The sequence below is a fragment of the Nostoc sp. TCL26-01 genome (genome assembly GCF_013393945.1).
In the GTDB taxonomy this organism is placed as follows: Bacteria; Cyanobacteriota; Cyanobacteriia; order Cyanobacteriales; family Nostocaceae; genus Trichormus.
The window spans coordinates 1528563-1541460 of the sequence record NZ_CP040297.1 but is presented as its reverse complement, the minus strand read 5'-3'; the positions used below and the strand labels follow the sequence as shown (position 1 = coordinate 1541460).

General features: G+C 39.0%; 11 protein-coding genes. 5 read left to right on the top strand and 6 right to left on the bottom strand.

The genetic code is table 11. From position 1 onward, the window contains the following. Positions 1 to 80: 80 nt before the first annotated feature. Positions 81 to 953, bottom strand: coding sequence for a 3-deoxy-7-phosphoheptulonate synthase (aroF, locus tag FD725_RS06505; RefSeq protein ID WP_179047369.1), 873 nt, complete (start codon positions 951 to 953; stop codon positions 81 to 83). Between the two features lie 767 nt (positions 954 to 1720). Here aroF and FD725_RS06500 point away from each other — a divergent pair. The 3 genes from FD725_RS06500 (at position 1721) to FD725_RS06490 (ending at position 4130) form a co-directional block, all read left to right on the top strand. Then, positions 1721 to 2215, top strand: coding sequence for a hypothetical protein (locus FD725_RS06500; protein ID WP_179047368.1), 495 nt, complete (start codon positions 1721 to 1723; stop codon positions 2213 to 2215). A gap of 407 nt (positions 2216 to 2622) precedes the next feature. Continuing rightward, positions 2623 to 3270 (top strand): pentapeptide repeat-containing protein, encoded by a 648-nt coding sequence (locus FD725_RS06495; RefSeq protein ID WP_179047367.1) that lies wholly within the window; start codon positions 2623 to 2625, stop codon positions 3268 to 3270. A gap of 35 nt (positions 3271 to 3305) precedes the next feature. After that, entirely contained in the window at positions 3306 to 4130 is an 825-nt protein-coding gene (locus tag FD725_RS06490) for an SDR family oxidoreductase (RefSeq protein WP_179051451.1), read from the top strand. A gap of 353 nt (positions 4131 to 4483) precedes the next feature. Here FD725_RS06490 and FD725_RS06485 read toward each other — a convergent pair whose 3' ends face one another. From FD725_RS06485 to FD725_RS06475, 3 genes are read right to left on the bottom strand one after another with little or no spacing between them, the layout of a single operon-like run. Then, a complete protein-coding gene (locus tag FD725_RS06485; RefSeq protein ID WP_256871940.1) occupies positions 4484 to 5008 on the bottom strand; it encodes an IS630 family transposase in 525 nt (174 codons plus the stop codon). 47 nt (positions 5009 to 5055) lie between these two features. After that, the gene (locus tag FD725_RS06480) at positions 5056 to 5379 is read right to left on the bottom strand and encodes a helix-turn-helix domain-containing protein (protein ID WP_179047366.1); all 324 of its coding nucleotides are present in this window, start codon (positions 5377 to 5379) and stop codon (positions 5056 to 5058) included. A 12-nt stretch (positions 5380 to 5391) separates the two neighbouring features. Further along, entirely contained in the window at positions 5392 to 5556 is a 165-nt protein-coding gene (locus tag FD725_RS06475; protein ID WP_179047365.1) for a hypothetical protein, read from the bottom strand. A 344-nt stretch (positions 5557 to 5900) separates the two neighbouring features. On the opposite strand from FD725_RS06475, the gene FD725_RS06470 reads away from it, so the two are divergent. Then, positions 5901 to 7577 carry a glycosyltransferase family 39 protein gene (locus FD725_RS06470; protein ID WP_179047364.1) on the top strand — a complete coding sequence of 559 codons (1677 nt, stop codon included), beginning with the start codon at positions 5901 to 5903 and terminating at the stop codon, positions 7575 to 7577. A 241-nt stretch (positions 7578 to 7818) separates the two neighbouring features. Here FD725_RS06470 and FD725_RS06465 read toward each other — a convergent pair whose 3' ends face one another. Further along, positions 7819 to 11616 carry a tetratricopeptide repeat protein gene (locus FD725_RS06465; RefSeq protein WP_179047363.1) on the bottom strand — a complete coding sequence of 1266 codons (3798 nt, stop codon included), beginning with the start codon at positions 11614 to 11616 and terminating at the stop codon, positions 7819 to 7821. 288 nt (positions 11617 to 11904) lie between these two features. Between FD725_RS06465 and FD725_RS06460 the strand changes: the two genes are divergently transcribed. Next, on the top strand, positions 11905 to 12126 hold the full coding sequence (locus FD725_RS06460) for a hypothetical protein (protein WP_179047362.1): 222 nt from the start codon (positions 11905 to 11907) through the stop codon (positions 12124 to 12126). A gap of 69 nt (positions 12127 to 12195) precedes the next feature. Here FD725_RS06460 and FD725_RS06455 read toward each other — a convergent pair whose 3' ends face one another. Beyond that, complete coding sequence (locus tag FD725_RS06455; protein ID WP_179047361.1) at positions 12196 to 12876, bottom strand: hypothetical protein; 681 nt, start codon at positions 12874 to 12876, stop codon at positions 12196 to 12198. Positions 12877 to 12898 lie beyond the last annotated feature (22 nt).

Sequence of the window (12898 nt, the reverse complement as noted above, 5' to 3'; positions counted from 1 at the left end):
TTCACGTTAATCACGATACACATAAATTAAATTATGTAGAGACGTTGCACTGCAACGTCTCTATAAGGATTTCGGGCAACTTAAATTACACAACAAATAGGGGTAGGTTTGAAACCCACCCCTCTGTTTTTTGATATTCTCCGTCCAACGGCTAAGGCGACAGGCTTTAAACTATCAACTAAACTCACCATATCCTCCAGAGATAAAGCTTGACGAGCATCAGATACAGATTTTTCTGGTTCTGGGTGACACTCAATAATTAACCCATCAGCACCACAAGCTACAGCCGCCTTGGCTACTGGTGCAACTAGTTCCCGTTTACCAACGGCGTGGGAAGGATCAACAATCACAGGTAAGTGGGTAATTTGCTTGAGTGCGGCGACTGCACCTAAATCTAAAACGTTGCGGGTGTAATTATCGAAGCTGCGAATACCTCGTTCGCACAGCACCACATCAGGATTACCATGACTGACAACATATTCAGCCGCCATCACGAATTCTTCGATTGTGGCTGCTAAACCACGCTTGAGGAGTATGGGTTTACCAGCTTGCCCTAAAGCTTTGAGCAAGTCGAAGTTCTGCATATTCCGGCTACCCACCTGCAACATATCCGCATGAGTTGCAATTACTTCAATTTGCGAAATTGCCATAACTTCGGTGATGACTGGAATATTATAGTGCGATCGCACTCGCGCTAAAACTTCTAATCCAACTTCTCCCATTCCCTGAAAAGCATAGGGAGAAGTACGCGGTTTGTAAACACCACCACGTAAAGCATGGACAGTTTCTCCGCCTAGTTTTTGAGCTACTGTCTGCATTTGCTCTAAACTCTCTACCGCACAAGGGCCACCGATAATCACCAATTCCTCTCCACCGAAAGCAACGGTGTCTGAGAGTCGAACAATTGTTTGATGACCAGGGTGAGATTGGGCAACAAGTTTGGCATTAATCATGATTTAATTCTCCTAATAGGTTGGTCATTGGTCAATAGTCAATAGTCAATAGTCAATAGTCATTAGTCATTAGTCAATAGTCATTAGCAATTCTTACTCCCTCACTCGCTCTCTCACTCCCTCACTCTTTACTCAGCACTCAGCACTCAGCACTCCTCACTCCTCACTCACTCACTAAAAAAAAGCCCAGAACCTCTCGTGTTCCGGGCGCGTATGATTTATCAGCATGACGCTATTTACCCGGAATTTGCTCTGGGCCAAAAGTAAAAGCTATAAAACCAATTACTGAAATAGGTCGTCATGATGAGATTTTGCTCCTAAAAAACAAAAACCGCAGAGTCTGCTCTGCGGTTCACTGGGCGGTTTCCAACGGAAAACTCGACTCACTCCCAGTGAACCGCCTTGCACCAAAAATAAAAATAGTAGGTTTTGCTGAACATTTGTATAAATGTAGGGTAAAAGATATATATGTGCGCTATTGTAAAACGAATATATCAGAAGAATTTGCTAGTGTCAAGACCAATAAAACCTCTCAAAAAACGATAAACTCAGTACAAATCTAGGACTAAAAACCTGTTACTGATAGAGATAGACAATAAGTTTCTTGTTAGTAGACATCAGCATATGGATATAGATTTTATTTTTTAGGTAGTGGTAATAAATGAGAAGAATTATCAGTGAAATAGGCTGTAAAATTAATCTATTTTGGTAATTCTTTGAGAATTTGACATTTCCACAACAATCTTGAATCACAACCTAACTTGATTATGCCCAGGTCTAAACTCTTCACTAAATCTTTTGATCCTCATGGTGTTTATCCTTGCCCAGTTTGTCGAGTAGGTAAAATTTCTCATATACCCTTGATGGAAGCAATGGGTTGTGATTTTTGCCATGAGATTTTTACTGTCAATGTAGAACAACAGCAAATCAAGATGCCTTCTCGACAACCCCCGTTGATTTGGCGATGGAATGGTTTTAATTGGGCAGAAGCGCAATTAGAAGGTGTGGAGTTAGGTTGGGGGTATGGTTTAGCTGCGGCATCTTTTATCTTGCTGCCGACAACTTTAATTGGCATAGTAGCTTATTATTTTCCCCCCACGCCTGGGGATATTTTTACCTGGTTCCCATACATTTGGACAATATTAACTTTTTTGTCGCATTTATCAATTATTATTTGGATTTTTATAGAAGTCTATCAGATTCCTGTGGCTGCATATTTACGAGCTATGAATAGATGGAGAAATCGGCAAATGGAAAGATAATAAAAAGGAGTCAGAATACAGGAGTCAGAATACAGCACTAGGGGCGAGATTTTAAACCAAGATTCATCCGCCAGTCGGACTCCAATTCATGCTGACTTCTGACTCCTGACTCCTGTATTTTGTTAGATAAAATCTGGCAATGGTAAGAAGTTTCATTGGTTTGCTGATGAAGGGCAAATTTTATTTAGAAATAATCAAGGTGTCAGGTGTACATAATCCCCACTCAATTCTGACTCCTGAAGGTTTTCTTGATAAAAAATTGTTGATAGACTGAGTACGCTGCGATAGGCTTATATAATGTCTAAGGACTGAATTTTCCCCGCAGAACTACTACTGCCCAGTCCTAATCTACAAATAGGGAGGGCTAAATCTTTCTTTATTAAGTTGATTCTCCACTAAAATATCTTATGAGCGAGTTGGAGCGATATTATCGGGTTTTGGAATTGGAACCTGGAGCCACCCTTGAGGAAGTTAACCAGGCTTATAAAGATTTGGTTTTTGTGTGGCATCCGGATCGCCTTCCCAAAGACAATCTTCGCTTGCAACAAAAAGCACAGGATAAGCTCAAAGCAATTAATGAAGCGAGGGAAAAGTTACGCTCTTTCAACGGCAAACAGCAAACAATCTATCCCTCTTCACCATATCACCCGCCAAAATCATCGGCTAATACCTATCCACCACCAAAGCAAAGTTCCGATTTAAGTGGTAAGGATTTTAGCAAAGCCAATTTAAGTAACAAAGATTTATCTGGCAGAAACCTCAGTTACGCTAACCTTAGCGGTGCTAATCTCAGCGATACTTTTATGCACAAGGTAATTTTGCGCGGTGCTGATTTATCGGAAGCTAATTTATTTAGAGCTAATTTACTGTTGGCTGACTTGAGAGAAGCAAATTTACGTTCTGCAAACTTAATTGGTGCTGATCTCAGTGGTGCTGACTTACGAGGAGCAGATTTGACGGGGGCGAGGATTCGCTCAGGCGATCGCCTGCTGGTAAAATTAATAGGGGCAAATTTAAGCGGTGCAATTATGCCTGATGGGCTTGTACACCGTTGATTTTGGTCTGTTTTGACCACTCCATAAAATTTATGATGAATATTGCAGTTATCGGTTGTGGTTATGTTGGTTGTGCGATCGCTCAATATTGGCAGCAAAATTCTAATTTTACAATCACCGCTACTACCACTACACCTGAACGTATACCCACATTAGAAAAAGTAGCACAGAAGGTTATTTTAACTCCAGGAAATGATCTCGATAAACTCATAACTGTCATCAACAATCAAGATACTGTACTACTGAGCGTTGGCGCGAAAGGTGCAGATGTCTATCAAGCAACTTATATAGAAACAGCTAAAGCTTTAGTTGCTGCATTACAACAAAATTCTTCTGTTCAACAACTAATCTACACAAGCAGTTATTCAGTTTATGGTGATAGAAATGGTGAGTGGGTAGATGAAACCACACCAGCCATACCGACAACTCCTAATGGGGAAATTCTCAAAGCTACAGAAGATATTTTACTTGCAGCCTCTAGTCCCCATCTCCGTGTTTGTATTCTGCGATTGGGAGGTATCTATGGTATTGGTCGAGAACTGATGAAAATATTTGCTAGAGTTCCTGGCACAACTCGTCCTGGTGATGGCAGTGATATCACAAACTGGATTCATTTAGATGATATTGTAGGGTCAATAGAGTTTGTTCGTCAGCATCAATTACAGGGAATTTATAACTTGGTAGATGATGCACATTTATCCAGCAAAGAATTACTAGATACTTTATTGGCAAAACACAATCTCACTCCAGTAACTTGGGATAATACACTCAAAAGTAATCGCCCTTATAATACTAAAGTTTCTAATCAGAAAATCAAAGAAGCTGGGTACAAATTAATTCATCCACAGTTAATATTTTAGTTAAGAGAACACCAAAAAATAAATTATCCCAAATTGACGGTTGGTAGGGTGCGTTAGTAGGAAAAATTTCTTGGTGTAGCTAGGTTTTCTCACACTGACACACCCTACATTTTGGATATTTTTTTTATAGGAATCGGCTTTGATTACTAAACTGATTTGCGTAGTCAGGCAATAGGTAATAGGGTTCTAGTGGCGTGTCTAGGCTAAAATAGTGCAATAGTAGTGACGTGACAAGGCTAAAATGTGGCAATAAAGTTGTAGGTTGGGAAGCCACTCACATGGGCGGGTTTCCCACGCTGGTCCGCCCAATGGGGGGAACCCCCGCAAGCGGCTGGCTCGACAGTGATACCAATTCACGAAAAATTTGATTCAAATAAAGCATCAAGAATAAAATCCCACCCTGTTATAGAAGCAACGGTTAATGTGTTTAGTTTCTCCAAACGTTTCCAGATAAAGTGTCTTAATTCATCTAACGTGGCAAAACTTTCCCAAGCCAAATGTCTTTTAACTTCTTCCCATAACCGCTCAATTGGATTAACTTGCGGTGTGTGTGGGGGTTGAAATAACAAAATTATATTTTCTGGTATCTGAAGATGTTGGCTAAAATGAAAAGCACCGTTGTCTAATTGAATAATATGTATATCTTGGGAATAAGTAGCAGAGAATTTTTCTAAAAAAATCTGAAAACAAGCCGCATTTAAATGAGAAAACTCCCAAATAAAATATTCGCCCGTTAACGGTTCTACTAATCCGTATAAATAAAAATTCTCCCGTTTCCATTGCATGATACCGATAGGTTTAGTCCCAAAGTTGGTAATTAATCTACCCGCTTCAGTCTTCAACCCCACACGGCTTTCATCCTCGCACCAGTATCTAATTCTTCTTTGCTTATCTATTGGTGGTATGACATATTTCTGAATTACTTCTATGTATTGTGGAAGTTTTTTTTAAACTCCTCTTCCGCTTCTGGTTGGTGTTTTATACCTACTGCACGCGGTACTTTTAGCTTCGCTTTCATTCGATAACGCACTGTATCGTGTACTACTTTGTATGAAGCTTCTACTCCCTCTACCGCTTTTAACCATGTTCGGATTTCTTCATAACTTTTAAATCCCTGGGGGTCTTCTAGTTCCTTTGAAAGTTGCTCTTGAACATCTGTGTTAATAATTGGTGGTCGCCCTGAACCTTTTTTTCTTGATACCAGAGTGTCAATTCCCGATTCTGCATAAGCCTTTAACCACCTTTGCACTGTGGCACTTCCTTATCCCTTCACTACTGCCAAATCTTGGATTGTCTTTACCTGCTGTATTTTCAGTAAATACAATGCTTGAATACGTTCTTTCCCTAATACAGTTTTTTGTTTTTTCAGCAGTTCACGTAATTCTTCTGCTGACTCTTGTATTTTTACTTTTGTGACTCCAGCCATGAACTTCTACTCATATTTCTGATTTAACTATTTTTATCATTTTTTTAGTGAAATGGTATGACGTGGCTCTGTAGGCTTTGCGTAACCTAACATTCTGATCTCTGTTGGGTTGCGCTACGCTACCCTATGAGAACTCCACAGGAGTACACCCAACCTACGCCTAAACCTACATCTACATCAGATTTTTCGTGAATTGGTATAAGCTCTTTCTCCTGACAAAGTTTTTAATACTTTTCTCAGAGCTTTTATGCGAGAATCTGTTAGATGAATATTGATTATGGGAACTCTTAAAATAAGAGTCTGTGCGAAATAGCGCGAAATAACTTTGATTGTAAATGATAAAAATGAAAATCATCTCAATTGGGAATTATCTGAGTAATATCAATTCAAATAAAGTCTTTAAGTTTTTAATAATTAGTATTTTAGCTCTAGGAATATTTTTTAGGTTTGTTCATCTCGATAAAAAAGTATTCTGGTATGACGAGACTTTTACTTCTTTGAGAGTATCAGGCTACACTTATGTAGAGGCAGAAGCAAAACTAAAGCAGAAAACTGCTGCTAACGATGTGATTACGGTAGAAGATTTACAACAATACCAGACATTTCAACCAGAAAATGGTTTAAAAGGACTGTTGAATGGTTTGATAAAAGAAGAAGCTCAACTCTCACCACTTTATTTTATGGCTGTACAATCATGGGTGAGATTATTAGGTGATTCAATATCAGTCACTCGCAGCGTCTCTGCATTCGCCAGTTTATTAACTTTACCTGCAATTTATTGGTTGTCCCAATTATTATTTAATTCTCCTGGAGTTAGTTGGTCTGCTGTCGCATTAATAGCTGTTTCTCCCTTCCATGTTTTGTATGCTCAAGAAGCACGTCCATCTAGTTGGTTAACACTATTTGTTCTATTATCAAGTGCGACATTTCTTAAAGCAGTTCAGTCAGGTAAAAAACTAAATTGGGCTATCTATGCTGTTACTCTGTCACTAGGCTATTATACACATCTTAATATTATAATATTAGCTGCGGGACACTGTATTTATATTTTATTTAACAAAAAATTCTGGCATAAAAAAATATTATTCAGCTATTTTGGGGCTTCATTGGTCAGCCTAATTCTATTTGTGCCTTGGCTGATAGCTTTATATATTAACTTATCATCTGCTCAAAAAATGACTTCATGGTTGAGTGATGATGTTTCTATTAAATCTCTTGTTAAAGCTTGGCTGTTAAACATTAATCGTCTTTTCATAGATTTTAACTATGCTTTTGTATATGCTGATTTATTATCATACTTGAGTATTACACTTACCACTTTACTGGTTGGTTACTCTATATATTTTATTATTCGCTCTACTCAGAAACAAACTTGGTCTTTTGTCATCATTATCATTGCTATTAATGTCTTACCCTTATTGCTTCCAGATTTAATTTTTGGCGGTAAACGTTCTGCTATTGCTAGATATTTAATAATTGCTTACTTAGGTATTCAGCTTGCTGTGGCATATTTAATTGCTAGATTAATATTTAATTTGCATATTAAAAAGTCTTACCAAACTTTCTGGAGAGTAGTTGCTGGTTCTTTAGTTTCTTTATCTATTATCTCTTGTTTAACTTTATCTCAGACTGATGCTTGGTGGAATAAACTTAGTAGTTTTGATATTCCTAAAGTTGCGGCAATACTTAATCAGACTAAAAATTCATTAGTTATATGTCAAGGTGTTATTCCCTTTGACCTCAATCATAGTTTGAAGAGCAATATTTATTTCTTATATCCAAACTCTAAAAAACAAAATAACTTTACTGAATATGAGTTTGAAAATCAAATTTTAGATAGTTATAAAAATATATTTGTTTTTAGTCATAGTGTCGATAGTTCATCTCTCTTAGATTATGTCATCAAAGTTAGCTCTAATCTTCGTATTGCCAAAGAATATACATGGAGAAGATATCATGACCCGACGTTCTTTAGCGTTATAAAATTGTGGCAGCTAGAAAGAAGAAATGGTACTAACTAATTTTGATGGACTATATCTTATACCAATTCACAAAAATCCTGATACATGTAGCTTACTCGTTGGGTATTGTCCGCCCACCGTTAAAACGGTGGTCTCATAGCTTAAGTCCATTAAAATGGACTCTGATATTCAGTCCTTTTGAGAGGACTTTAGCTATGAGACAGGGATTTACAATCCCTGACGGACTGACGGACTCACGTATTTGTATCATTATTAAAGTGAAATGGTATTACCGATGGGGTTATTGACTATGCTTACCTGTGATGATAAAAGCTGCCCAATAGTAAGGATGAGAGTATGGTTGTTTATCGGCTGGCATTTTACTGATGCGATAAAGATGTGTAGCTAAGTAAGCTTTGAGTTTTAATTCTTCTGGGTTTAAATTAGTGAGTAAATCTTCATACCATTTAGTTAGTTCTACTGCTGTTAATTCTTTTAACCATGTTGTCGCTTCAGCTAAAGCAATGGTGGGTGATGATACTAATTGTAGGCGGCGATAAAACTCAATCATGACTGAAGCACTGGCGGATGATTCGACAGTCCATAAGGTACTGACTACATAAGGTACACTATTAATTAGCAAACCACTGACCAAATCTACATATTCAGGAGTAATGGTTGGCTGAGAATTAGTGACAGATTCACAAGCAGAGAGAGTCACCAAATTGTAACTATCTAACCTGCCTTGACTGATTTCTGGTAAGGTCAGTCTATCTTCATTTGCTAAGATTAATGCTGATGCTTTAGGCTCAGTTAGATGATTAATTACTTGCCCAGTAAAATGAAATATATCATGATTACTAAATAAAGCATCTTTAACATTATTATGATCAGCGTCTTTACCCTGAATACGTTGGGTATGACTAAACATCTGGCTGATGATTGTGGCTTCTAAATTAGCAAATCTGAATGTGGGATATGCGATGTTATCTGGATATTCCACACTCAATAATGTCTGATTAGCTAACTGCCAACTATCTACATTGCGTGTTGATAAACCAACTTGGATACTGGGTAGATAAGTAATATGGAAATTTGTTTCTATGTTGGGTGTTGAGGCTGGTGCAAAAGCAGAGTTTTGCCATAATACATGGAGAGGCAATCTAAATAAATCGCGGTGGGGAACTAAAATTAATTGCGTGATCCCTTCAAGTTCCTGCTGAATTGTCTCAATTTCTAAAATATTTTTCAGATGTAATAACTGAGATTCCATCTGGACACGCCAAGGATGATGGCTTTTGCTTTGTTGGTCTTGAATTTGGCTACGATATTCTTGGTAGGTTTGTTGCCAATTTTCTAACCAATTTTCAAATGCAATTAAGCGTCTGGTGGCTTCTGGTAGAGGTAAATCTTGCAGAGGTGTAGCGTTGTTTGTACCTAAATCTTGTATTGGTGTAAATACGAGAATGGGTGATGGGGCTTGGTCTTTGATGATAAATGTGTGTAGGGCAACTGGGCTAAGATGCCAGTAAATAATTGCTGTATGAGGGTTTAGTAGTTTTTGAACTGAGCGATAATTGAGTGATGGAATATCTGTATTCCACTCTAATAATAACCAAGTTAAACAAGAATTTTTACCTTGTTCTGCTATTTCCCAAGCTTCTACTAAATCACCATATTCGACAGCAATATCAACGGCTAATTGTCCGAGTCCAGCAAATTTGAGTGCTAGTTGTTTTTTGCTTTCTTCTGAACGATTTGCTTCACTCAATAATTGTTGTAATAAGTTACAGCCTCGTTGGTGTAATTCTTGGGCTTGTGTTGTTTGTCCCAGTCCTAGAAGGGCTTTGACGAGTGATTGTAAAACTTCTATATGGAGTTGAGAAAAATCTGTACTGGTGAGAGTGAGTAAGGCTTGATTATATTCGCTGACAGCTTTACGCCAGTAGTTACGAGATGTGGAATTTTGCTTACCTTGTTCATAGTAAGTATTACCGATCGCCAAATGCAATCTCCCCCAACCTTCTGGGTGAGTGTCGGGACGAATATGTTTTAACCCTTCTTGATAACTAGCCAATTTACCTTCATAGCCAGCCTGCTGTAAATCAGGGTTATTTGTGGCGACGGTGGTGATTAAATTTAATGGTGTTTCTGGATGATCTAAACTACCAATAGCTGTACCCCGACCAATCCATGCTTCCCAATAGTCGGGTTTAATTTGTAATACGTTGTCATAACCAACGATCGCTTCTAAATATCTTTCTAAATAAAACAGGGCGACGGCTTGATTATACCAAGCTAGGTGAAAATCTGGTTTAATGGCGATCGCTTGTTTATAGGAAGCAATTGCTTCTTCACGATGACCTAAATTATCTAAAGCTATGCCCCGATTGTACCAAGCTAGGTAAAAGTCTGGTTGAATAGAAAGGGCTTGATCCCAGGATGCGATCGCATTTGACCATTGTTTTAAATTAAATAAAACTACACCCCGATCAATCCACACCTCATGGAAGTCTGGTTGAATTTCTAAAGCTTTGTCATAGGAAGCGATCGCTTGTTCGTATTGTTCATCTATACCCAGGGCAATTCCTCGATAATACCAGTTCTCTTGGTCTTCTGGTTGCAAATTTAAAGCTTGTTCGTAACTGGCGATGGCTTCAGCAATGTGTCCCAACTTTAACTCAGCCCAAGCCTTACTCGACCAAGCCTCCGGCATATCACTTTGAATAGCGATCGCTTGTTTAAAAGAGGCGATCGCTTCATCAAATAGTCCCAATTGACCCAAAGTTCCACCCCGATTATACCAAGCTTTGTAATAATCAGGTTTCAGTTCTATGGCTTGATCATAAGAGGCGATCGCTTCGGAGAATCGTTCTAAATGAAACAGAGTTAAACCCCGATTAAACCAGTATTCATAAGAGTTGGGGTGTAATTGAATCGCTTGTTCATATAAGGCGATCGCCCCTGACAAATTGCCACTTTTTGCTTGTTGTAATCCTTGATAAAATAGTGCTTGTGCTTGAATAAAAGCAGTTGATTTTTCAGTAGTAATAACTGGCACTTGGTTTGCTTGTACAACTAAATTAGCCGCCAATTGCTGAACTAAATTAGCACTTTGATCCAATCTTACCAATAATTCATCTAAGGTATAAGCGACATGAGGATCTATATTTACTAAAGATTGATCCCAATTGCCTGGGACTGATACTATAGCTGAAGAAACTGAGTTTTGCCCTCTATGTTCCAATACCAATTCGCTTAAGTTACTGATGACATCTTCCTGGGCTGGCATCAGTAAAGCTGGTGTTGGTGTAGTCAATTCTTCTGGAGATTCCCAACTTAATTCTTGTAAATTTTCCGTTGGACTTGCATCTGCTGTAGCGACAAAATCTTCTAAATATCCCCAACTTAATTCTTGTAAATTTTCGATGACAGCATCATCAGTTGCGGTGACAACAAACTCTGGTTGATATCCCCAATTTAACTCTTGTAAACTTTTGATGGTATTTTCCTCAAGAGTATCATCAGTGTTTGGTGCTATTGATTCTATTGTTGTCGGAATCACTTCTGGTTCTTGTGATTCCCATAATAGTTCACCCAAACTGCGGATTAACTCTTGTCCTGGGGAATCGCTGAAAGTCGCGCTAGTTTCCTCTTCTGTAATTGACGTTTCTGACTCCTCATCAACCTCATATAAATCTTCAAACTCTCTATTTAACAACTGGATACCAATGTCATAAGATAGTTCTCCGACTTTGCCAATCCCCAGTTCACCTAGCTGCACCATCTGAGTTGCTAGCTGATGATTTGGCGCAGGTGACAACAGTAATTTTTCCCCAAAAACTAGTAGCCAATCTATCCAACGATCCAGACCAATACGGTCTTCCATTCGTTGTAAATACTTAATTGCCCACTGTTGCCCCCGTCCCTGATGTACACCTGCCAGCAGTTGCGTAAACAACAGTTCTAAATCCCCATTAGTTAGCGCAGGTGGTTCTTCTGCCACCTCTTCCTTCACACCCTTGAAAGAACCAGCCTGCTGATAATCAACTGGGTGTTTATCAAACGTTTTAAGCCAATGTAATAACCGAGTGAGCATTTGCCATACTCTTGGATGTTATTTTCCCTAGATTGTAGCGATCGCTGTGTTAAAAACCCCATGATAAATCATCATTTACGTGAAATCCACTGGAATTAACAGAGTTTTCCGCATTAGAGTCCGAAAAAATATACAAAACTCATCAATTCAAGGAGTGGAAGGGGACAAAGAGAGAAAACTATATTTTTTTCATGGTCAAAACGTAGTGATTTTAGCTCATGCCATCATTAAAAATTACATCCTAATTCAGAAAGTAAAATAAAATTATCCTCACTTAACCCTTCCATCATGGTTATCCCAGAACTTGAAAAACAACTGCTTCAACTTTCCCCCAACGATAAACTGTATATTATCCAACTTCTGGCCCAAAGCCTGACTATACAGAACACCCACCCAGAAGAACCCACCACACTTATAGAGTTTTTCCGTCAATCCCCCTTGGTTGGAATCGCCGAAGAACTCGACTTTAGCCGCGATCGCAGCTTTCCCCTCGACGACTTCAACCCATGACCAATGATTTTGCTGAGACAGGGGTTGTGATTGTTAATCCTTGGTCTTTTCCCCTATCTCCCAATCCTTCTACTCATTCCCCGATTGACTAGCTGCATAATATTGATTCATCAGTGTCTCAACGATGACTTGAGGATCATCTGTCTCAATGGCTAGTTGTTCGGCTATTTGTTGGCGGAGATTTTCATCTTGCTGCAACATCACAAACAACTGATCCAGGGTGACGGTTTGGTAGTCTCCTTCTGGGGCTGCTTCTGATGTAGAAATGTTCTCCCCAAAATATGATATATTTGTACTATCGGCATCGGGGCCGTCATATTCCCAAATTGGTTCGCCTTGGTTGCGGGTTAACACTTGCATCCCTATGTCATAGGCAACATCACTGAGTTCCTCGATGCCTAATTCGCCTAGTTGTACTAGTCGAGATGCTAATTCATTATTGGGTGTAGGTGCTGCTACGAGTCTTTCGCCAAAGCGGCTTAACCAGTCTATCCACTGTGCCGTTGTCACACGATGTTCAATATTTTTCAGCCATTTGACAGCCCAAGCTTGGCCTCGTGCTTGATGAACTCCTTCGAGAAGTTCGGTGAAGAGAAATTCTAAATCTGTGTCGGTGAGTGGGGCTGCTGGTTCCTTGGGAACATTCACACTGGTTTTGGGGGAAGTTGTCTTTTGTCTACCTCCGCCAAACAAGCGCTGAAAGAACCTTTTCCACAACTGCACTAACCGCCTGAGCATTTGCTGTACCATTTACTATTGTTTCCCCGCAGAT

Excerpts from the sequence above, each read along its gene's own strand:
- aroF (WP_179047369.1), bottom strand. The coding sequence starts at position 953 with ATGATTAATGCCAAACTTGTTGCCCAATCTCACCCTGGTCATCAAACA.
- FD725_RS06500 (WP_179047368.1), top strand. The coding sequence starts at position 1,721 with ATGCCCAGGTCTAAACTCTTCACTAAATCTTTTGATCCTCATGGTGTT.
- FD725_RS06495 (WP_179047367.1), top strand. The coding sequence starts at position 2,623 with ATGAGCGAGTTGGAGCGATATTATCGGGTTTTGGAATTGGAACCTGGA.
- FD725_RS06490 (WP_179051451.1), top strand. The coding sequence starts at position 3,306 with ATGAATATTGCAGTTATCGGTTGTGGTTATGTTGGTTGTGCGATCGCT.
- FD725_RS06475 (WP_179047365.1), bottom strand. The coding sequence starts at position 5,556 with ATGGCTGGAGTCACAAAAGTAAAAATACAAGAGTCAGCAGAAGAATTA.
- FD725_RS06470 (WP_179047364.1), top strand. The coding sequence starts at position 5,901 with ATGAAAATCATCTCAATTGGGAATTATCTGAGTAATATCAATTCAAAT.
- FD725_RS06465 (WP_179047363.1), bottom strand. The coding sequence starts at position 11,616 with ATGCTCACTCGGTTATTACATTGGCTTAAAACGTTTGATAAACACCCA.
- FD725_RS06460 (WP_179047362.1), top strand. The coding sequence starts at position 11,905 with ATGGTTATCCCAGAACTTGAAAAACAACTGCTTCAACTTTCCCCCAAC.
- FD725_RS06455 (WP_179047361.1), bottom strand. The coding sequence starts at position 12,876 with ATGGTACAGCAAATGCTCAGGCGGTTAGTGCAGTTGTGGAAAAGGTTC.